General features: G+C 65.7%; 19 protein-coding genes. 7 read left to right on the top strand and 12 right to left on the bottom strand.

Translation table 11 applies throughout. The features are described from left to right. Positions 1 to 106: 106 nt before the first annotated feature. Together YH64_RS08575 and YH64_RS08570 are read left to right on the top strand one after the other, a co-directional pair. On the top strand, positions 107 to 1,282 hold the full coding sequence (locus tag YH64_RS08575) for a PQQ-dependent sugar dehydrogenase (protein ID WP_046806291.1): 1,176 nt from the start codon (positions 107 to 109) through the stop codon (positions 1,280 to 1,282). A 3-nt stretch (positions 1,283 to 1,285) separates the two neighbouring features. Further along, on the top strand, positions 1,286 to 1,924 hold the full coding sequence (locus YH64_RS08570; protein WP_046806290.1) for a glutathione S-transferase family protein: 639 nt from the start codon (positions 1,286 to 1,288) through the stop codon (positions 1,922 to 1,924). 71 nt (positions 1,925 to 1,995) lie between these two features. Here YH64_RS08570 and YH64_RS08565 read toward each other — a convergent pair whose 3' ends face one another. Together YH64_RS08565 and YH64_RS08560 are read right to left on the bottom strand one after the other, a co-directional pair. Further along, positions 1,996 to 2,904 (bottom strand): DMT family transporter, encoded by a 909-nt coding sequence (locus tag YH64_RS08565; protein ID WP_046806289.1) that lies wholly within the window; start codon positions 2,902 to 2,904, stop codon positions 1,996 to 1,998. Positions 2,905 to 3,029: 125 nt separating this feature from the next. Continuing rightward, positions 3,030 to 3,407: a DUF423 domain-containing protein gene (locus tag YH64_RS08560; protein ID WP_046806288.1), complete on the bottom strand. Its 378-nt coding sequence runs from the start codon at positions 3,405 to 3,407 to the stop codon at positions 3,030 to 3,032. 195 nt (positions 3,408 to 3,602) lie between these two features. Between YH64_RS08560 and YH64_RS08555 the strand changes: the two genes are divergently transcribed. Together YH64_RS08555 and YH64_RS08550 are read left to right on the top strand one after the other, a co-directional pair. Beyond that, positions 3,603 to 4,088 (top strand): antitoxin Xre/MbcA/ParS toxin-binding domain-containing protein, encoded by a 486-nt coding sequence (locus tag YH64_RS08555; protein ID WP_046806287.1) that lies wholly within the window; start codon positions 3,603 to 3,605, stop codon positions 4,086 to 4,088. Continuing rightward, positions 4,085 to 4,597 (top strand): RES family NAD+ phosphorylase, encoded by a 513-nt coding sequence (locus YH64_RS08550; RefSeq protein WP_120155471.1) that lies wholly within the window; start codon positions 4,085 to 4,087, stop codon positions 4,595 to 4,597. Before YH64_RS08555 ends, YH64_RS08550 begins: the two co-directional genes overlap by 4 nt. A gap of 63 nt (positions 4,598 to 4,660) precedes the next feature. Here YH64_RS08550 and YH64_RS08545 read toward each other — a convergent pair whose 3' ends face one another. Further along, positions 4,661 to 5,722: an alcohol dehydrogenase gene (locus YH64_RS08545; RefSeq protein WP_046806285.1), complete on the bottom strand. Its 1,062-nt coding sequence runs from the start codon at positions 5,720 to 5,722 to the stop codon at positions 4,661 to 4,663. Positions 5,723 to 5,786: 64 nt separating this feature from the next. Beyond that, positions 5,787 to 6,995 (bottom strand): ABC transporter substrate-binding protein, encoded by a 1,209-nt coding sequence (locus tag YH64_RS08540; RefSeq protein ID WP_046806284.1) that lies wholly within the window; start codon positions 6,993 to 6,995, stop codon positions 5,787 to 5,789. 228 nt (positions 6,996 to 7,223) lie between these two features. Between YH64_RS08540 and YH64_RS08535 the strand changes: the two genes are divergently transcribed. Beyond that, positions 7,224 to 7,964 (top strand): IclR family transcriptional regulator, encoded by a 741-nt coding sequence (locus tag YH64_RS08535; protein ID WP_046806283.1) that lies wholly within the window; start codon positions 7,224 to 7,226, stop codon positions 7,962 to 7,964. A 105-nt stretch (positions 7,965 to 8,069) separates the two neighbouring features. Here YH64_RS08535 and rocF read toward each other — a convergent pair whose 3' ends face one another. Further along, a complete protein-coding gene (rocF, locus tag YH64_RS08530; RefSeq protein ID WP_185975346.1) occupies positions 8,070 to 9,035 on the bottom strand; it encodes an arginase in 966 nt (321 codons plus the stop codon). Between the two features lie 108 nt (positions 9,036 to 9,143). Between rocF and YH64_RS08525 the strand changes: the two genes are divergently transcribed. Next, positions 9,144 to 9,965, top strand: coding sequence for a MetQ/NlpA family ABC transporter substrate-binding protein (locus YH64_RS08525; RefSeq protein ID WP_143215294.1), 822 nt, complete (start codon positions 9,144 to 9,146; stop codon positions 9,963 to 9,965). A gap of 105 nt (positions 9,966 to 10,070) precedes the next feature. On the opposite strand, the gene YH64_RS08520 is transcribed toward YH64_RS08525, so the two are convergent. Further along, on the bottom strand, positions 10,071 to 11,267 hold the full coding sequence (locus YH64_RS08520) for an MFS transporter (protein WP_255444227.1): 1,197 nt from the start codon (positions 11,265 to 11,267) through the stop codon (positions 10,071 to 10,073). A 92-nt stretch (positions 11,268 to 11,359) separates the two neighbouring features. Between YH64_RS08520 and YH64_RS08515 the strand changes: the two genes are divergently transcribed. Then, the gene (locus YH64_RS08515; RefSeq protein WP_046806281.1) at positions 11,360 to 11,830 is read left to right on the top strand and encodes an Lrp/AsnC family transcriptional regulator; all 471 of its coding nucleotides are present in this window, start codon (positions 11,360 to 11,362) and stop codon (positions 11,828 to 11,830) included. A gap of 203 nt (positions 11,831 to 12,033) precedes the next feature. Here the strand turns inward: YH64_RS08515 and YH64_RS08510 are convergent, their stop codons facing one another. From YH64_RS08510 to YH64_RS08485, 6 genes are all read right to left on the bottom strand, one after another. Next, on the bottom strand, positions 12,034 to 13,203 hold the full coding sequence (locus tag YH64_RS08510) for a metallophosphoesterase (protein ID WP_046806280.1): 1,170 nt from the start codon (positions 13,201 to 13,203) through the stop codon (positions 12,034 to 12,036). Positions 13,204 to 13,254: 51 nt separating this feature from the next. Continuing rightward, positions 13,255 to 14,409: an alpha-hydroxy acid oxidase gene (locus YH64_RS08505; RefSeq protein ID WP_370512730.1), complete on the bottom strand. Its 1,155-nt coding sequence runs from the start codon at positions 14,407 to 14,409 to the stop codon at positions 13,255 to 13,257. A 263-nt stretch (positions 14,410 to 14,672) separates the two neighbouring features. Beyond that, a complete protein-coding gene (asd, locus tag YH64_RS08500) occupies positions 14,673 to 15,542 on the bottom strand; it encodes an archaetidylserine decarboxylase (protein WP_046806279.1) in 870 nt (289 codons plus the stop codon). A gap of 110 nt (positions 15,543 to 15,652) precedes the next feature. Beyond that, the gene (locus YH64_RS08495; protein WP_082134573.1) at positions 15,653 to 17,284 is read right to left on the bottom strand and encodes an ATP-binding cassette domain-containing protein; all 1,632 of its coding nucleotides are present in this window, start codon (positions 17,282 to 17,284) and stop codon (positions 15,653 to 15,655) included. A gap of 388 nt (positions 17,285 to 17,672) precedes the next feature. Continuing rightward, a complete protein-coding gene (locus YH64_RS08490) occupies positions 17,673 to 18,542 on the bottom strand; it encodes a CoA ester lyase (protein WP_046806277.1) in 870 nt (289 codons plus the stop codon). A 19-nt stretch (positions 18,543 to 18,561) separates the two neighbouring features. Then, the gene (locus YH64_RS08485) at positions 18,562 to 19,281 is read right to left on the bottom strand and encodes a response regulator transcription factor (RefSeq protein WP_046806276.1); all 720 of its coding nucleotides are present in this window, start codon (positions 19,279 to 19,281) and stop codon (positions 18,562 to 18,564) included. Positions 19,282 to 19,336 lie beyond the last annotated feature (55 nt).

The following is a 19,336-nucleotide window of genomic DNA, read 5'->3' as shown; positions in this document are numbered from 1 at the left end:
GGGCCCCCGTCCTTGGGCGCTATGGTACGCCACCCCCGGCGCGCTTGGCGCCAACTTGTCATGCCACCCGCGCCCGCATTCCCACTCGTTGCCGCCGGAGATGTCCATGCAGTCACGCACCGCCGCAAGCTCGCGCGCGATTCCCCGTTTTGCTTTCTCCACGTTGATACTGACCGGCGCCATCTGGGCCGCAACGCCGGCTCGCGCCGCGCAGGAGCCACCGTCGGTGCCGGCGAACGTGACGGCGGTTGTCGGTGGGCTGGATCATCCTTGGGCATTGGCTTTCCTGCCCGATGGCGGCGGTGTGCTGATCACCGAACGACCCGGCAATCTGCGTCTGTTGCGCACGCCGGGCGGGTTGTCCAAGCCGCTGGCGGGCGTGCCCAACGTGGCGGCGCGCGGGCAGGGTGGTTTGCTGGACGTGGCGCTGTCGCCCGACTTCGCTAAGGATCGCTACGTGTACTTGTCGTATGCCGAGTCCGACGGTGATAAAAGCGGCACCGCCGTCGGCCGTGGCCGGCTATCCGACGATGCGACCGCGCTGGAAGACTTCAAAGTGCTGTTCCGGCAGGCGCCCAAGCTATCCTCGGGTCTGCATTTTGGGTCGCGCCTGGTGTTTGACGGCAAAGGCCACCTGTTCATCTCGCTGGGCGAGAACAACCAGCGCCCCACGGCGCAGGACCTGGACAAGCTGCAAGGCAAGATCGTGCGCCTGAAGCTGGATGGTTCGGTGCCCGACGACAACCCCTTCGTGGGCAAGACCGGTGCGCGGCCGGAAATCTGGTCGTATGGGCATCGCAACCCGCAGGGCATGGCGATGAATCCCTGGACCGGCGAGCTTTGGGAAAACGAACACGGCCCGCGCGGCGGCGATGAAATCAATGTGGTGCAGCCGGGCAAGAACTATGGCTGGCCGCTGGCGACTTACGGCATCAACTATTCGGGCCAGCCCATCCCCGAGGCCAAGGGCGAGACCGCGCCGGGCACCGAGCCGCCGCTGTTCTGGTGGGCCAAGTCACCCGCTATCAGCGGCATGGCGTTCTACAACGCCGACCGCTTTCCGGCCTGGAAGCATTCCGTCTTTATCGGCGCGCTGGGCAATCAGAATTTGATCCGCCTGACGCTGGACGGCAACCGCGTCGTGGGCCAGGAATGGCTGCTGGTGGATCGCAAGAGCCGCATACGTGACGTGCGGCAAGGGCCGGACGGTTATGTGTATGTGTTGACGGACGCATCGCCGGGGCAACTGCTGCGGATAGCGCCAGCGCAATCAGGAGGGTAAGCGATGAAGACGTACGAATTGATCGGGTCAGCCGGCTGCGGGTCGGCCATTGTGGAAATGGCGCTGGTGCTGGCCAATGTGCCGCACAGGCTGACGGACGTGCCGTACCTGAAGCCCGGCCCCGAACGCGACCGCTTGCTTGCCCTGAACCCGCTGGGACAGGTGCCTACGCTGATCACGCCCGAAGGCGAGGTCATGACGGAAAGCGCCGCGATGATCCTGCATCTGCACGATGTGGCGCCGCAAGCGGGCCTGGTGCCGGCCGCCGACAAGCCCGAGCGAGCGCATTTCCTGAATCTGCTGTTGCGGCTGGTCGCCGCGGTATACCCGACGTTCACCTATGGCGACATTCCCGCGCAATGGGCGGGCGAAGGCGCCGGGGCGGATCTGCTGCGGGAACGCATCCATACGCGGCGCGCCGAGTTGTGGAAAGAGCTGGAGCAGCAGGCCGGTGCGCCGCATATGCTGGGGCGGCGCTTCTCGGCGCTGGACCTGTATGTGACGGTCATGACGCACTGGCGGCCGGGGCAGGCATGGTTTCAGGCCGAATGCCCGGCGTTGACGTCCGTGGCGCGACAAGCCGCGCAGGAACCCAATGTGGCGCGGGTGCTGCGGCGGCATTTCCCGGCGCCGACCGAATAGCGCGTCGCATCGCTGGGTTGGTCGCCGGGTGGGGCCGCCGAATCTTGAAGAGACGCGCGGCGCCGGGCCTATCAGGCCTTGCCGCGCCGCCGGCCCTTGGCGCGGGCTTCGCGCACGGCGATGTACACGCCGCTGCCGGCGATGATCAGCGCGCCCAGATAAGCGTAGGCGTCGGGGGCTTCGCGCCAGAAGATCCACCCCAGGATCGTGGCCCAGATCAGACCGGTGTAGTCGAACGGCGCAACGACCGATGCCGGGCCGATCCGGAAACCCTGCGTGATCAATGCCAGCCCCAATGTGCTGAAAAGCGCGATGCCGCCGAAGTAGGGCAGGTGTTCAGCGGCCGGCGTCTGCCACACCCACGGCAAGCCCACCGCGCTACAGATCAATTGCCCAAGCACGATATAGAACGTGGTTGTCAACATGCCTTCGGCGCGGCTGATGCCGCGCGCGGTAATCATCATGACGGCGTATAGCAAGGCCGTGGTCAGCGGATAAAGCGTGGCCGCCTGAAAGGCATCCGAGCCCGGGCGAACCACGATCAGCACGCCCACGAAGCCGGCCAGCACCGCCAGCCAGCGCTTGCCGTCGACGCGCTCTTTCAGGATCAGCACGGACAGCGCCGTCACGAACAAGGGCGCGGCAAATGCGATGGCGGTGGCTTCGGCCAGGGGCAGTGCGCGCAAGCCCAGATAGAAGCAACAGGCCGACACGACGTTGATTGCGCCGCGCAGCAGATGCAAGCCGGGATGCGCGGTGCGCATGACACGGCGCCCACCCAGCCACAAGGCCAGCGCGGTGACGAAGGGCAGCGCGATCAGGGCGCGCAGGAACAGGATCTGAAGCGGGTTGTAGTGGGCGCCCAGCCATTTGGCGTTGGCGTCGCTGAGGGTAAGAAAGAAGATGCCGCCCACCACGCAGGCGATGCCTGCAAAGGCGGAGTGTTCCCGGGCGGCGGGCAATACAGTCGAGGAAGACATCGGAAACCTGCAAAGGCGGCGCTTCCTGCCGCCGTTAGAGAAAAACGGGTAAAAACCGGGGGTAGAAAACCGCGCCGCTTAAAAACGCGATAAACCCGGGCGCGCAGCGAAATGGCTTGGCGTGTTCAGCCCTGGGCGCGATAGGCGGCCAAAGCCACCATGGCCCATGCGGCCAGGAACGCGGTGCCGCCCAGCGGCGTGACGGCCCCCAGCCAATGGATGCCCGTCAGCGACAGCGTGTAGAGGCTGCCCGAAAACAGCACGATGCCCACGAACATCACCAACCCCGCAGCAGATAGCAGCGGCGACCCAAAGCGTGGGCCCAGCAGCGCGATAGCGAACAAGCCCAGCGCATGCACCAGGTGATACAGCACACCGGTCTGCCAGACGGACAGCAGCTCGGGCGTCAGCATCCGCTTCAGACCATGCGCGCCAAACGCGCCCGCGCCCACCGCCACCATGAGATTAAGCGCCGCAAGTATCGTCAACTGCCGGTCCGTCATTGCCAATCCTTATCGTTGTTCGTGTGTAACGCCGCCTATGATATGCCCAAATACGGTGCATGCCCGGCAGAACAGCGGCGCATTTGGCCCTTGCGACACGAATTCCAAATGAGATATTATAAATTCTGTTTGGAACATCCCTGTTTGACTTTGAGCGGCGCCCGCTGTCCGCCCAGCCGCCAACCGGAGCGCAACATGACCCTGTCCATTACCGGAAAATCCGCCGAAAAGCGTGACGCCTCGTCGGCCCGGCCGCCGCGCCGCGCCGTGCCGCGCGCCAAGCAGTTGTTCCAGGAATTGGTGGATAGCCCGCTGAGCGATATGGCGCGCGATGTGCGGCGCGGCCTGCCTGCGCAGATGGTGGACGACGCGGCCGATTTCCTTCAGGTGCCCAAGTCCGAAATCATGGCCATTACCGAAGTCAAAGCGGCGTCGCTGTCGCGTTGGACCCGCGAAGGGCAGATGCTGCCGTTGGGGGAATCCGACCGCCTGGCGCGCGTGGCCCGGGTGGCGCGTGTGGCGCGACAGGTGCTGGGCAGCGATGAAGAAGCGGTGCAATGGCTGAACACGCCGGTGCCCGCGCTGGGCAACGTCAAGCCCTTGTCGCTGCTGACGTCCGACGCCAGCAGCCGGATCGTGGAGGACACCCTGGCCCGGGCGGCGGCGGGCGTGTACGCATGAGCGACTTCATTTCGCTGTGGCGCATTGGCACCACGGCGGGAAAATACCGCGCTGACGACCTGAGCGGCGCGGGGGCGGCAGCGGTGGGCGGGCGCTACAACAGCCCCGGCACGGCGGTGGTGTACACGTCGGCCAGCGTGGCGCTGGCGGTGCTGGAAACCGTGGTGCATTTTGCCGCGCGCGCATCCGAGCAGGCCAACCGTTACCTGATTGAAGTGGCGGTGCCACGCGCCGTGCATGATGCGCGCCAGGTGCTCACGGTGGACCAGTTGCAGCGCAACTATCCGTTCTGGGAAGCGGTGCCGTTTGCCGAGGCCTCGCAGACGGTGGGCGACAACTGGGTCGCGTCCGGCGTGTCCGCAGTGCTGGAGCTGCCCAGCGCGATCGTGCCGTATCGCGGGGTGCCCGACTGCAATCTGCTGATCAACCCGGCGCACCCGGACGCCGAGAACATCGTAGTGGTGCGTCGCGAACGTTTCGTTTATGACCCACGCCTGAAAGCGGCGTGAACGGTGCCTAGCCGCAAAAAAAGGGAGCCCCGGGGCTCCCTTTTTCATGGCGCGGCCAGCCCGTCAATCGTTGGTCAACACCGCGCGGCCGACCACCTTGCCGGCCCGCAGCGCGGCCAGCACGCTGTCGGCCTCTGCCAAGGCGTGGCGGTGCACCGGCATCGGCGGCACCTTGCCCGCGCGCACCAGTTCCATCAGCTCTTGCAATTCGGCCAGGTTGCCGACGTAGCTGCCGATGATGGACATGGCCTTCATTGGAATCAGCGCGATGGGCCACGACGACGCGCCGCCGAACAGGCCCACGATGATCAGTTTGCCCCCCTTGGTCAGGAAGTCGAACGCCAGCGACGTTGTGGCGGGCGCGCCAACCAAATCGATAGCGGCCTGCACCGGCTTGCCGCCGGCGGCCTTGATGATTTGCTGCGCGGCGTCGGGCGCGGCGCCATCAATGGCGGCCAGCGCGCCGGCGTCCAGGGCTGCCTGGCGCTTGGCCGGGTCGATATCGACCACGATGGCGCCGGCGCCGCCCAGGGCCTTGATCAGTGTCAGGCTCATCAAGCCCAGGCCGCCCGCGCCGAAGATCACCACGGGGTGCTCGCGGTATACGTCCGCGCCGATTTTCTTCAGCGCGGAATAAGTGGTCAGGCCCGAGCAGGCATAGGGGGCGATCTGTGCCGGTTCCAGGTCGCCGATGTCGATCAGGTATTTGGGGTGCGGCACCAGGATGTGGTCGGCGTAGCCGCCGGCGCGATGCACGCCCAGGCAGGCCGGCGCGCTGCAATGGTTTTCCATGCCCGCCTGGCACGGTGCGCATTGTCCGCAGCCGATCCACGGGTACACCAGGTAATTCTTGTCGCTGGACAGGCCCTGCGCGTCGGGTCCGGCGGCCGCCACGCTACCCACGGTTTCATGGCCCATGGTCAGCGGCAGCGACACGCCGCGATCTTTCAGCGCCAGGGTGCGCCCCTGGCCCAGGTCGTAGCCGCCTTCCCACAAGTGGATATCGCTGTGGCACACCCCCGCGGCGCGAACCTTCAACAGCACCTGCGTGCCTTGCGGGGTCGGCGTGGGTGCGTCCATTTCCTGCAAGGGTTCGCGAAAGTTCACAACGCAATAGCACTTCATGGAAAGGTCTCCTTCGTGGTTTTTTATAGCCAGCAGACTACACCCGGCCGCAGGGGAACGATATTCACTTTTTTACCAGGGGGCATTCGCTGTCGGCCAGCGATACGAATACCTTGTCGCCCGGCACGGTGGACAGGATGCGGTAGAAGTCGCCGGGGTACTTGGATTCGGCGGGCTTTTTCACTTCGACCAGATACAGGTCCATGATGACGCGCCCGTCTTCGGGGCGGATGCGGGCGTTCTTGATGAGCTTGGTGGTGATGGGCAATTCGCGCATCTTCTTGTTGACCGCGGCGCCTTCGAAAGTGCCCGCCGCCTGGGCGGCCTGCAAATAGTGGGTGGTGGCCACGTAGCTCAGCGCCTGCACGATGGAAGGCGGGCGCGTCACGCCCATCTTTTTCTGCCAGCGCTGTGTCCAGGCGCGGGTGTCGTCGTCGGCGTCCCAATAAAAGCCGGTGGGAAAGGTCAGCCCTTGCGCTACCGGCAAGCCCATGGCCTGCACGTCGTTGATGAAGGTCAGGAACGTCAGCAGGCGCTGCTTGCCGCCTGTCAGCCCAAATTCCTGCGCCTGCTTGATCAGGTTGACCAGGTCGCCGCCCGCGCTGGCCAGCCCCACGACGTCCGCCTTCGATGCCTGCGCCTGCACCAGGAACGATGCAAAATCCATGGCCCCCAGCGGGTGACGCGTACTGCCGATCACCTTGCCGCCCGCGTCCTGCACGAAGCGGCTGGCGTTGCTTTCCAGGGACTTGCCGAATACGTAGTCGGTGGTGATGAAGTACCAGGACTTGCCGCCGCCTTCGACCACGCTTTTGACCACGGCGTTGGCAAGCGCGTAGGTGTCTGGCGCCCATTGCGTGCTGAGGTTGCTGCATTGCTTGCCGCTGAAGTCTCCGGCAAACCCGCCGCTGATCAGCGCCGTGCCGCCTTTTTCGCGAGCCACGCCCTGGGCCGCCAAGCCGGCCGAGCTGGCGCCGCCGTCCACCACGGCAACCAGGCCCTGGGTGTCAAACCAGCGCCGCACCAGTGCCGAGGCCACATCGGCCTTGTTCTGATTGTCCGCACCCACGACTTCGACGGTCTTGCCGGCGACCTTGCCGTTGAAATCCTCGACCGCCATCCGCACGGCCATTTCGGAACCCAGCCCGCCCAGGTCCGAGTAAATGCCCGAACGGTCATTGGACACGCCAAGGCGCACGACATCCGACTGGGCATGGGCCGCGCACGCGGCCATCGTGGCGGCCAGGGCCGCCAACAGGGGTTTGATACGCATCTGTCTGTCTCCCCGACCCTTTGCCGGGCCGTATGGTTTGAATTTTTTGGTGTTGACGCGGTACCGCTGACGGGCAGCCACCACTTGGCCGGCTGAAAAGGAATTCCTATTGGTGAAAGATAATTCCTGTGCAAGAATTTAGGTTCGCCCATATGAAAAGTCAACATAGTGGAATACCTAGCAGATTTGCACTTTTTGCGACGGTAAATCCGCACAGGGGTCGCCACCATGGAAGTGAAACTTGTAGCCCGCACGCTGGACTTGATCGAGCTTTTTGCGCAGGCGCGGCGGCCCATGCCGCTAACCGAATTGGCGCAAGGGCTGGGCGCGCCCATGTCCAGTTGTCTGGCGCTTGTGCGCACCTTGGTGGCGCGCGGCTATCTGTACGAAGTGCGGCGGCGCGGCGGCTATTACCCCACGGCGCGGCTGCAAGCGTTGAGCGCGCTGATACAGGCGGGTGACCCCTGGCTGGAACAGGTCCGGCCGCATCTGCTGGCATTGCGCGACGCGGCCAATGAGACGGTCATGCTGGGCAAGATCCAGGATGGCGCCGTGGTGTTCCTGGACGTGGTGGAATCCACGCAACCGGTGCATTACGCAGCGCGCCCCGGCGAGCGCCGGCCGCTGCACACCAGCGCGGTGGCCAAGGCGGTGCTGGCGCGCCTGCCGCCCGCCGAGCGCGACAGCGTCTTGGCCAGCGTCAGCTACGCCAGCCACACGGAACGCACATTGACCACGCGCGACGCCTTGCTGGCAGACATTCTGCAAGTGCAGACGCGCGGTTGGGCGGCCAACGTGGGTGAAAGCGTGGCCGACTTGACGGGCCTTGCCGTGGCGCTGGATCTGGGCGGGGAATGGTACGCGCTGTGCATGGCCGGCCCGACCCCGCGCGTGTGGGAACGGCGGGATCAGAACCTGGCCTATCTGACGGACGCGGCCGACGCCATCAGGCGCGCGCGGGCGGGGTAGGGGAAAGTTAGCAGCGGGGTGTACATCCGCGCTGTCGGCAGCGGGCGCACCAGCATCGGGGCAGCAGCAGCGGCGCACCAGCAGGGATGCGTCAGGCGGCGAGCCTCAGCTGCCCCGGCGCATCAACGTCGATTTGCCGAATAGGCTTTCGATCAAGTCCACCGCGACTTCGGCCGTCTTGTTGCGCACGTCCAGCGCGGGGTTCAGCTCCACCACGTCCAGCGAGCGCATCAGGCCGGTGTCGGCAATCATTTCCATGCACAGCTGCGCTTCGCGGTAGGTGGGGCCGCCGGGCACCGTTGTGCCCACGCCGGGCGCGATGTCGGGGTCAAGAAAATCGACGTCAAAGCTCACGTGCAGATGGGTGTCGGCATCCAGCCCGGCCAGGGCGGTTTCCATGGTGGCGCGCATGCCCATTTCGTCCAGATAGCGCATGTCGAACACTTCCAGGCCGGCTTCGTGCACCAGGCGCTTCTCGCCCTGGTCCACGCTGCGTATGCCGATCTGGCGGACCCAGCCGGCTTCGATATCGGGCGTCTGACCGGACATGCCCGTGATCTGCGCCGGTCCGTACCCACACAGGCAGGCCACCGGCATGCCGTGGATATTGCCTGTGGGCGTCAGCGCGTGTGTGTTGAAATCCGCGTGCGCATCCAGCCATAAAACGCGCAGCTTTTTGCCGGACTCGCGGCAATGGCGCGCCACGGCGCTGATGGACCCGATGCCTAAGCAGTGATCGCCGCCCAGCAAAATCGGCAGGCGGTTCAGCGTCAGTTCGGCATAGACGGCATCGTGTACCACCTGGTTCCAGGCCGCCACTTCCTCCAGATGCCGATAGCCGTTTTCCGGAGGCAGCCACGGGTTGGCCGGGCCGTAAAGGTTGCCGCGATCGATCACTTCAAACCCCTGTGCTTCGATGACGGGGCCCAGGTTGGCAACCCGCAGGGCCTCGGGGCCCATCGACGCGCCGCGTGCGCCCGCGCCGATGTCGGTAGGAGCGCCGATCAGGGTGATTTGGGTGGGCAAGCTGGCGGGGGTGTGCAAGTGGTGGACTCCGGTGGGGTTCATCATGGGCGGATAGTAACGCGCGCCTTGGCCGGCTGCTGCACAATAGCGCCTGCGCCGTCACGTCGATACCGATCACGCCGGCCGATTCTTCATGACTTCTGGATGGCTCTCATGCTTTTGCATTCCTTGCTTTCAACGTTGACGCGCGGCGCTACCGTGGCGGCTTTGTCCGTGGTGCTGTGCGCCACCGCCGCCGCCCAGGAAAAGCCCTTGCGCATCGGCGTCATTCCCAGCGTGGCTAACGAAGCCACTGAAATTGCCATCGCCCAGGCCAAGAAAGAAGGCCTGGACGTGAAGCTGGTGGAATTCAACGACTGGGTGTTGCCCAACATTGCCGTGGCCGACGGCTCGGTGGATGCAAACTTCTTTCAGCACGAGCCATTCCTGCAACTGTTCAACCAGCGCCGGGGCGCCAACCTGACGCCGATTGCCTATGGCTATTCGACCACCATCGGCCTGTTCTCGAAGAAGCTGAAAAAGGGCGACACGGTGCCCGACGGCGCCACCATTGCCGTGCCCAACGACCCCGTCAATACCGGCCGCGCCTTATTGCTGCTGGAGTCGATCGGGCTGATCAAGCTGACCCCGGGCGTGGCGCACCAGGCCACGTTGCAAGACGTGGTGGCCAACCCCAAGCGCTTGAAGTTCGTGCAGATTGAAGGCTCGCAGTCGGCCCGCACCTTTGACGACGTGACGGCCTCGGTGACGTACACCACGTTTGCCAAGCAGGCCGGGCTGAACGAAAAGGACGGGCTGGCGTTCGACAATACGGACCCGGCCAGCATCCGCCGCTACGCGATCCGCTGGGTGACCACGCCCGACAAGGCGCAGGACCCGCGCCTGTTGAAATTCATTTCGATCTACCAGAACTCGCCCGAGGTCAAAACGACCCTGAAGCGTCTTTACGGCGACCTGATCAGCTTCCCCTGGTAAAAGGTGGCCTGCGCGGCTGCCCGGGGGCCGCTTGTGTGGCTTGTGTGGCTGGTGTGGCTCGTGTGGCCCCTTGTGTCGCAGACCGCGTGGCAGCCCGTACGCCGCCTACGCCGCAGCCTCGCGCCGACCTGCGCGCCGCCCGTTCAGGCGCCAGTGCAAACCCAGCGCTGCCACGCCCACGGCGGCCGCTGCGCACAGGCCCAGCGCTTCAAAGCCCATATGCGTGTACAGCGTGCCGGCCACCGCCGTCCCCACGCTGGCGCCCAGGTAGGTGGTGCAGGTGTTCAAGCCCAGCACGGCGCCGCGCTCGTCCGGCCGGGCGCGAGACAGCAGCAACACCAGCAGGTTCAGGCTGATCTGCGAGGCCGCGCCCCACAGCACGGCAAGCGCCAACACCGCCGCCAACGCGTGAGCGGCGGGCAGCAACACCAGATACACCAAGGCAATCGTGGCCAGGGCCAGCGGCAACGCGCGGCGCGGTCCCAACCTTTCGATCAGCGGCGCGCCGGCAAAACCCGCCAGCATAAAGCCCGCGCCATAGGCGAAGGCAATGAAGCCGACCTGACCGGCCGACAGCGCCAGCAAGGCCCGGACGTGGTCGGCCAGAAACGCGTACACGCCATAGAACGCGGACGAGAACGCCAGGCAGGCCAACAACAGCACCGGCACATCGCGATAGGACAGCGGCGCCAGCAGCCGCGACAAGCGTAGCGGCGCGGCGTTGTGCACGCGACGCTCGGGCAGCTTGCGCAGGCCAAGCAGCGCAATCGTGGCGCACAGCGCCAACGTGCCATAGGTGGCGCGCCAGCCGACGGCATCCGAGATCAGCGCGGACAAGGGCACGCCCGCCACCAGCGACACCGACCACCCCGCGATCACGCGGCCCAAGGTGCGCGCCTCTTGGCCCGCGGGCGCCACCAGCGACGCCGACCCGTAGGCGGCGGGCAGAATCACCCCGGCGGCGGCGCCGGCCAAGGCTTGCGCGGCGGTCAGCACCAGCCAGTGCGGCGCCGTGGCGGAAAGCAGCAGGGCGGCAATCAGCACCAGCATTGCGCCCAGCAGCGAACGGCGGATGCCGATGCGGTCGATGCGACCCGCCAGGAAGAAGGCGCTGGCGGCGGTGGCTGCGCCGTAGGCCGAAATGGCGGTGCTGATGGTTAACGCCGAAGTTGAAAAGGACTGCGCCACATCGGTCAGTATCGGACTGAGCGCCAGGCCGTTAGACCCGACCACGCTGACGGCGAACATCAGGGCGGGTACGGGCGAAGCCTGCTTCGAAGTTTGTTTGCCAGGATTTTGCATGCGCCGAATTTTATTGGAATAAAATAAGGGTTTACGCCGATAACTCCTTATTCCATAAAAGTTCGAATGCCGTAAGGCAGAACTTGATTCCGATGCCAGACCTAGACGATCGCGACAGAAAACTATTAACGCTGCTGGCTGGCGACGCTACCCCCAGTTACGCCGAACTGGGCAAGTTATTGAACCTTTCCGCCCCGGCCGTGCATGAACGCGTCAAGCGCTTGAAGCGCGACGGGCTGATCAAAGGCATTGCGGCCCGCCTGGACGGCGCGCGTATTGGCCGACCATTGCTGGCTTTCGTGCATGTGGACACCGCCAACTGGAGCATTACGCAGCAGGTGCTGGGCCTGGCCGAACTGACCGAGGTGGAAGAGATCCACACCATCACCGGCAAGAGCGCCATGCTGTTGAAAGTGCGGGTGCGCGACACGCAGGCGCTGGAATTACTGCTGGCGCGCATCCATCAGATAGACGGCATCACCAACACCACCAGCGATATCGCGCTGACCAGCTATCTGGAACGCGGGCCGCTGCCCGACAACGCGGCGGAAGTGGCGGACTAGGAAGCACCGGGAGAGGGCGGCGTGCAGGGGGGGGGGACCGCGCGCGCTGGCAGAACGTGAAGGCGGGACGGGACGGCAGAACGGGACGGCGGAACGTGACGGCGGAACGTGACGGCGGAACGGAGCGGCCAAACGTGACGGGCAAACGTGACGGGCAAACGTGACGGCCTAAGCTGACGGCCGAACCTGACGGCCGAGGCTCACTACGCCGGCCGCGCCACCCGCAGCCGTAGCCGCGTGATTTCGGACGGCGCGCCCAGCCGCTTGGGCGGGCCCCAGTATCCCGTGCCCCGGCTGGTGTACACCCACATCTTGCCCAGGCGATGCAGGCCCGCCGTGTAGGGCTGCTGAAAGCGCACGAAAAACCCCCACGGAAAGAACTGGCCGCCATGGGTGTGGCCCGACAACTGCAAGTGATAGCCCAGCGGTTGCGCGGCGGCGGCGCTGCGCGGTTGATGCGCCAACAAGATGCGGGCGCAGGCATCGGGCGGCGCGCCTGCCAGCGCGGCTTTGGGGTTGCTGCGCTGCTGCGGATCGAACGCACCGGCGCTGTAATCCGTCACGCCGGCCACCACCACGGGCAGGCCCGAGGGGTGAATAACAGCATGCTCGTTCAACAACACCCGCAGTCCCATGCGCCGGAATTCGGCAATCCAGGCCGTGGCGCCTGAATAATATTCATGGTTTCCGGTCACCAGGTATACGCCGTAGGGGGCGCGCAAGGTTCCTAGCGGGCTGGCCTGATCGGACAGATGCTCGACGCTGCCGTCCACCACATCGCCGGTGATGGCGACCATGTCCGGCAGCAGTTCGTTGACGCCGTCCACGATGGCTTGCACATAGCGTTTCTTGATGGTGGGCCCGACGTGGACATCGCTGATCTGCACGATGGTGAACCCGTCCAGGTCTTGCGGCAGGCCGTCGATGGGGACGTCCACATCGACCACCCGCGCCCGGCTGCGCGCGTTGTAGAAGCCGACGAGCGTGCCCGCCAATGCCAGCCCGGCCACCGCCCACGCACTGTAGCGCCGCACGTCGGCCCACGGCAGGTCGGTATTAGCCAGCCACGCCACACCCCAGGTCACCAGCAATGCCGCGTCGCGAATGACGGTCAGCACGAACAGGGACGAAAACAGCCCCATCGCCAAGAGGCCGACCCATGCAATGCGGTCGCCCCAGGGCGGGTTGATGGAAGAGCGGGCCAGCATGCCCAACGGAATCAGGATGCACGACAGCAGCAAGCCGATGATGGCGGCGGCGGCGCCGGCGGCGGACAGTTGCGCGTCGGGAATCAGGCGCGCGCCCACATAGACATGGGCCAGGGCGCCCAGGGTCAAAAAGCGCAGGAAGAACGAGGATTGGCGTAGGGACACGGCGGGCGCGGGGCGGGCAAGGGAAACGCCATTCTATGCCGGGCCGTGGGCTTAGGACGCGCCGGCAGCCGTTGCGTCGCGCCACAGCAAGCCCGCGTTCATCTCGTGCACGCTATTGATGCCCAGCATTGCCATGTTGCGGTCCACTTCGGCGCGCAAAAGATTGATGGCGTGGGCGACACCGGCCTGGCCACCCACCGCCGCCGCGTAGTTGAACGGCCTGCCCACGAACACGAAGCGCGCGCCCAGCGCCAGGGCCTTGAGCACATCGCCGCCGCGCCGCACGCCGCTATCCATCATCACGGTCATGTCACCCGCCGCGTCCACCACGCCGGGCAGCGCGCGCAGCGGCGAGATCGCGCCATCCAGTTGGCGTCCGCCATGGTTGGACACGATCACGCCGTCCACGCCATGCTGCCGGGCCAGCGCCGCATCTTGCGGATGCAGGATGCCCTTGATGATCAAGGTGCCCGGCCATTGCCGCCGGATGCGGGCCACGTGCTGCCAGCTGAGGTGATCGCGCGCGGTGAAGTCGCGCAACACCGACGCGGATACGATGGGCGCGCCGCGCGTGGCGAACGAGTTTTCAAAGTGCGGCATGCCGTGCGCCATCAGCGTGCGCAGGAACGTGCCCGCCAGCCAGCGCGGTCGGGTCAGGCCGTCCCACGCCAATCGCAAGCTGGGCTTGAGCGGCGTAGAGAAACCGGTACGGACATTGTTTTCTCGGTTCGCGGACACCGGAATATCCACAGTCAGCACCAAGGTCTCGTAGCCGGCGCGCCGGGCGCGTTCGACCAGCGCGTCGATCTTGGCCGGATCGCCCGGCAGATAGGCCTGGAACCAGGTGCCCGGCGCTTGCTGGATGACCTCTTCCAAGGAGATCAGCGAGGTGCCGCTGAGAATGGCCGGAATGCCGGCGTCGCTCGCGGCGCGGGCCAGCACCACGTCGCCGCGATAGGCCGACAGCGCGCTGATGCCCATCGGCGCAATGCCGAAAGGCGAGTCGTAGCTGCGTCCGAACAACTCGGTGCGCTGCGTGCGCTTGGACACGTCGACCAACACACGCGGCGCAAAACCGTATTGCGCGAACGCGCGTCGGTTGTCTTGCAGGGATTGATTGTCTTCCGCCGCGCCCGCCACGTAGCCGAAGATGGGGCGGGGCAGGCGTCGGCGCGCAGCGGCTTCAAAATCGTCCAACGACAGCATTCGGGCCAGCGCGCGCGGCAGCGGCTGTGCGGCAGTCGCCGCCGATGGGGCGGGCGGAGCGGCCGAGGTCATGGCTGCGTTGCCCGCCGAGGTGTCGGCAGGAGGCGTGGTCAGCGTGGATGTCGTCATGGCAGTAGGGCGTCGGAAGAAAGACTGGACCTGGGAAAGTCCGTAATCTACCGACGCAGCATGACTGCGAAAAGCGAATAAAAGGCGACGAACTTATTCGCTTTTAATGAATGACCCAGCCAGGGTCAGCGCATTCAACGATGCTTGGGCAGGGCCAGCAGTTCGCCCATGCGCACCGGGCCCAGCACCGACGGCGTGTCGGCCCACCGGATCTGGTCCGGGCCGAATAATACGATGGCGGTGGACCCCAGCTTGAACCGGCCCATTTCCGCACCTTTTTCCAGATGAATCGGCGCGCGCGCGGCGGCGTCATAGCGCACCGCTTTCACGCGGCGCTTATAGGGCGTGACCAGGCCGGCCCACACGGTTTCGATCGACGCAACGATCATCGCACCCACCAGCACCAGCGCCATCGGACCATGCTCGGTATCAAAGATGCAGACCACGCGTTCGTTGCGCGCGAACAGGCGCGGCACGTTGCGCGCCGTCAGAGGGTTGACCGAGAACAAGCGGCCCGGCACATGGATCATTTCGCGCAGCGTGCCGGCCACCGGCATGTGCACGCGGTGATAGTCCTTGGGCGACAGGTAGACCGTGGCAAATTCGCCACCTTGAAACGGCGCGGCACGCTCAACGTCGCCGCCTAGCAGGTCAACCAGGCCGTAGCTGTGGCCCTTGGCCTGGAAAATGCGGCCTTGCTCGATGGCGCCCAACTGGCTGATCGCGCCGTCGGCCGGACAGAGCACGGAACCGGGTTCGTCGTCCAGCGGGCGAGCGTCGTCTTTCAGCGCGCGCGTGAAGAAGTCATTGAAGCAGTCGTAGGCCAACGGGTCTTCTTGCAGCGCTTCGCGCATGTCGACGCCATACTTGCGGACAAAGCGCGAAATCATCCAGTTCTTGACCGCGGGTTCCCGGCAGTCTGAGGCGTATCCGAAGAAGCGCGACACCAGGTGATGGGGCGCAAGATACTGGCTGGCGAGAAATAGTTGGTCTTTGATCGTCATCTACGAGCGCTGAAAAAACGCGTCCCGCGGACAGCGGGACGTGGTTGAAGGCCGCCTCGCAAACGACGCATCAAGGACGCGTGCGGGCAATTCGCGGGATTGTATCGCGATCAGGCGGCTTTGGCGGCCAGTTTGGTTTTGTAGAGCCAGTCCTTGTAGTCGTCCAGGTCGCCATCAAACGGACGCACGGCGCCGTCGGCCACGATGATGAACTCATCGGTGGTGGCGCGCAGCAGGTGGCGGTCGTGGGACACGAGCATCAAGGTGCCTTCGAATTGCGCCAGCGCGGTAGTCAGCGCTTCACGCGTTTCCAGATCCAGGTGGTTGGTGGGCTCGTCAAGCAGCAAGAGGTTGGGGCGCTGCCAGACGATCAGCGCCAACGCCAGGCGCGCCTTTTCACCGCCGGAGAACGGCGCGATCGAGCTGGTGGCCATGTTGCCGTTGAAGTTGAAGCTGCCCAGGAAGTTGCGCAGTTCCTGTTCGCGCACCGTGGGCGCCAGCTTCGTCATGTGCCACAGCGGCGATTCGTCGTGGCGCAGCATTTCGACCTGGTGCTGGGCAAAGTAGCCGATGGACAGGCCCTTGTTGAATTGCGTGTCGCCGGCCAACGTGGTGAGGTCGCCGGCGATGGTCTTGATGAACGTGGACTTGCCCGCGCCGTTGATGCCCAGCAAGCCGATGCGTTGCCCGGCTTGCAGCGAAAAGTTGATGCCGGACACGATGATCTTGTCGGACACGGCCTGCGTGTCTTCGCATTCCACGCGGTAGCCCGCGCTGACCTTGTCCATGGTCAGCAAGGGGTTGGGCGCGCGCAGCGGCTCGCGGAATTCGAACGAGAATTCGGCGGCGGCACGCAGGGGCGCCATCTCTTCCATGCGGGCCAGCGCCTTGATGCGGCTTTGCGCCTGGCGCGCCTTGCTGGCCTGGGCCTTGAAGCGGTCGATAAAGGATTGCAGGTGCGAGCGTTGGCGCATCTGCTTTTCCATCATGCCTTGCGCCAGCTCCAGTTGCGCGGCGCGCTGGCGTTCAAACGACGAATAGTTGCCGGAGTAGCGGCGCAGTTTGCGTTCGTCGATATGGACGATGACGTTGACCACGCCGTCCAGGAAGTCGCGATCGTGCGAGATGACGATCAGCGTGCCGGCATAGCGTTTGAGCCAGTCTTCCAGCCAGATGATGGCGTCCAGGTCCAAGTGGTTGGTGGGCTCGTCCAGGAGCAGCAGGTCGGACGGGCACATCAGCGCTTGCGCCAGGTTCAGGCGCATGCGCCAGCCGCCGGAAAAACTGGTCAGCGGCAGGTGCATCTGTTCTTGCGTGAAGCCCAGTCCGGTCAGCAGTTGTTCGGCGCGCGAGTGCACGGTGTAGGCATCGGCGTCGGCCAGCGCGGCGTAGATGTCGCCCATGCGCAGGCCGTTTTCGGCGCTTTCCGGTTCGGCTTCCAAGACGGCAAGTTCGGCTTCCAGCTTGCGCAAGGTGACGTCGCCGTCAATCGCGTATTCGATGGCGGGGCGGTCCAGCGCGGGGGTTTCCTGCGCCACGTAGGCCATGCGCCAGCTGGACGGGTAGTCCAGGTCGCCCTGGTCCGCGTGCAGCGTGCCGCGCAAAAGGCCGAACAGGCTGGACTTGCCGGCGCCGTTGGCGCCGATCAGGCCGATCTTGTCGCCGGGGTTCAAGAGCAGGTCGACCTTGTCGAGCAAGGGCTTGACGCCGCGCATGAGTGAAACTTGTTGGAAGCGGATCATGAATCTTGGGGCAGGGGGGGGCGCGGCAAGCGCGCGGCGTGGCTCCCGCCACAAGGGGCGGCGCAAAAAAGGGAACCGGGCGAGTTCGCGCGCAAATGCCTGGGTGGCCGGCGCCGCGGCCAAAGGCAGCGACAAAACATCGGCAAGACAATAACCAAACAGCGGCAGGACAGCGGGCGCGAATAGAAAAAAGACACGCCCCAGGGTAGGGGCGTCGTCCAATCGTGGGCGCTATTGTACCGGGCCGCGCGCCTTGGCGCAGCCGGCGCTGTGCCGTGAGCAGGATTCGAGCGGGATCCTGGCAGGATTCAGACGTGTTTTGCTCTGATTGTTGCGGCAAAACAGCAGCATATTGCCCGCGTGCTGGCTTTGGGTCGTCAGAAGCGGGCTATGCGCCCGCGATGGCGGCAGCCAAAGCCAAGACGCGCTCGGCCTCTTGCGCATGCAGGTTTTCAACCAGCGCCCCGTCCACCACGGCCACGCCCAAGCCTTGGGCCTGGGCGGCGCGCCACGCGTCCAGGCGCTTGCGGGCAAGCGCCACTTCATCGTCGGTCGGTGCAAACGCCGCGTTGGCGGCCGCGATCTGCTTGGGATGAATCAGCGTCTTGCCGTCGAACCCCTGGTCGCGCCCCTGGCGGCAGGTGGCGGCGTAACCGGCGTCGTCGTGTAAGTCCAGATGCACGCCGTCCAGCACCGCCAGGCCGTGGGCCCGCGCGGCCATGACGGCCATCGACCGCGCCAGCAATGTTTCTTCGCGGCTCGGGGTATGGCGCGCGTGCAGGTCCTTGACCAGGTCCGACGTACCGACCACGATGGCGCGCAACCTGGGGTGGCCGCCCGCAATGGCGTCCAGGCGCAGAAAACCCAGCGGCGTCTCGGCCATGGCCCACAGCGGCAGATCCGGCGGCGCGCCGGCGGCATCCAGCGCGTCGGCCAGGGCGTGCAACTGCGCGGAGGATTGCACCTTCGGCAGCAGCACGGCGTCAGCGCCGGCCCGCGCAATGGCTGCTACATCGTCCAGCCCCCAGGGCGTGTCCAGCGCGTTGATGCGCACGATGCGCTCGCGCCGGCCATAGCCGCCCGCGGTCAGCGCCGCGGCCACTTGCACGCGCGCCTGGGCCTTGGCATCGGGCGCGACGGCGTCTTCCAGGTCAAGAATCAACGCGTCGGCGTCCAGGCTGCGGGCCTTGTCCAGCGCACGCGCGTTGGCGCCGGGCATGTAGAGGACGGAGCGGCGGGGGCGGATGGCAGAAGTCATGAAATCGGGAAGGATCGGCTCAGGGTTTGGAATTGCCCACGACCTGCACGGGCGTGGTGCAGACATAGCCTACGCCGTACACGGTGCGGATGCCCATGTCGCCGCCCGCCAGCGCGCGCAGTTTGCGGCGCAGGCGATGCATGTGGGCGTCCAGCCTGTGGGTGTCGTAGGCGTCGACGCTGGCGCCCAGCGCTTCAACCAGCCGGCCGCGTGATAGCGGCAGCGGGGCGGCCTGGATCAGCGCGCCGATCAAGCGGCATTCGGTGTCGGTGATGTCCACGCAGACGCGCTCGGGCGAAACCAGCGTGCGGCGCGAGGGATCAAAACGCCACGCATCGGATTCGGCATCGTGCATGCCTGTCGCGGGCACCACGCGCAGCCGCCGCGACAACGACACCAGGGTGGCGCCCAGTTCGGCCAGGTTGACGGGCTTGGTCAGGTAATGGTCGGCGCCCAGGCTCAGGCCGGAAACCTTGTCTTCGCTGAGCAGGCGGCCGGTCAGCATGATGATGCCCATCGACGGATAGCAGGTCCGCAGATGCGCAATGCGGGTGAAGGCGTCGCCGTCGGGCAGCATGGCGTCCAGCACGAGGATGCCCGGCGTGACGGTCAGCAGCAGTTGGTCCAGTTCGGCCAGCGATCCCGCGGTCAGGATGGCTTTGTCCAGCCCCAGGTCCTGGATGGTCTCGACGATGGTGTCGCGCCAGTCACCGTGATCGTCGACAACGATGATGGTCACGGCGGGGTACGCGCCGGCGTACGCACGTGACGCGATCCAAGGGCAAGCACGCGGG

The sequence above is a fragment of the Achromobacter sp. LC458 genome, assembly GCF_001005835.2.
Classification (GTDB): Bacteria; Pseudomonadota; Gammaproteobacteria; order Burkholderiales; family Burkholderiaceae_B; genus Achromobacter; species Achromobacter spanius_B.
The sequence above is the reverse complement of the archived record's forward strand: the minus strand, read 5'-3'. Positions and strand labels throughout refer to the sequence as shown.

Bases quoted from the DNA above. Each gene is read 5' to 3' on its own strand.
- YH64_RS08540 (WP_046806284.1), bottom strand. From the start codon at position 6,995: ATGCGTATCAAACCCCTGTTGGCGGCCCTGGCCGCCACGATGGCCGCG.
- rocF (WP_185975346.1), bottom strand. From the start codon at position 9,035: ATGATGAACCCCACCGGAGTCCACCACTTGCACACCCCCGCCAGCTTG.
- YH64_RS08525 (WP_143215294.1), top strand. From the start codon at position 9,144: ATGCTTTTGCATTCCTTGCTTTCAACGTTGACGCGCGGCGCTACCGTG.
- YH64_RS08520 (WP_255444227.1), bottom strand. From the start codon at position 11,267: ATGCAAAATCCTGGCAAACAAACTTCGAAGCAGGCTTCGCCCGTACCC.
- YH64_RS08565 (WP_046806289.1), bottom strand. From the start codon at position 2,904: ATGTCTTCCTCGACTGTATTGCCCGCCGCCCGGGAACACTCCGCCTTT.
- YH64_RS08570 (WP_046806290.1), top strand. From the start codon at position 1,286: ATGAAGACGTACGAATTGATCGGGTCAGCCGGCTGCGGGTCGGCCATT.
- YH64_RS08555 (WP_046806287.1), top strand. From the start codon at position 3,603: ATGACCCTGTCCATTACCGGAAAATCCGCCGAAAAGCGTGACGCCTCG.
- asd (WP_046806279.1), bottom strand. From the start codon at position 15,542: ATGACGATCAAAGACCAACTATTTCTCGCCAGCCAGTATCTTGCGCCC.
- YH64_RS08575 (WP_046806291.1), top strand. From the start codon at position 107: ATGCAGTCACGCACCGCCGCAAGCTCGCGCGCGATTCCCCGTTTTGCT.
- YH64_RS08495 (WP_082134573.1), bottom strand. From the start codon at position 17,284: ATGATCCGCTTCCAACAAGTTTCACTCATGCGCGGCGTCAAGCCCTTG.
- YH64_RS08490 (WP_046806277.1), bottom strand. From the start codon at position 18,542: ATGACTTCTGCCATCCGCCCCCGCCGCTCCGTCCTCTACATGCCCGGC.
- YH64_RS08515 (WP_046806281.1), top strand. From the start codon at position 11,360: ATGCCAGACCTAGACGATCGCGACAGAAAACTATTAACGCTGCTGGCT.
- YH64_RS08505 (WP_370512730.1), bottom strand. From the start codon at position 14,409: ATGCTGTCGTTGGACGATTTTGAAGCCGCTGCGCGCCGACGCCTGCCC.
- YH64_RS08535 (WP_046806283.1), top strand. From the start codon at position 7,224: ATGGAAGTGAAACTTGTAGCCCGCACGCTGGACTTGATCGAGCTTTTT.
- YH64_RS08545 (WP_046806285.1), bottom strand. From the start codon at position 5,722: ATGAAGTGCTATTGCGTTGTGAACTTTCGCGAACCCTTGCAGGAAATG.
- YH64_RS08560 (WP_046806288.1), bottom strand. From the start codon at position 3,407: ATGACGGACCGGCAGTTGACGATACTTGCGGCGCTTAATCTCATGGTG.
- YH64_RS08550 (WP_120155471.1), top strand. From the start codon at position 4,085: ATGAGCGACTTCATTTCGCTGTGGCGCATTGGCACCACGGCGGGAAAA.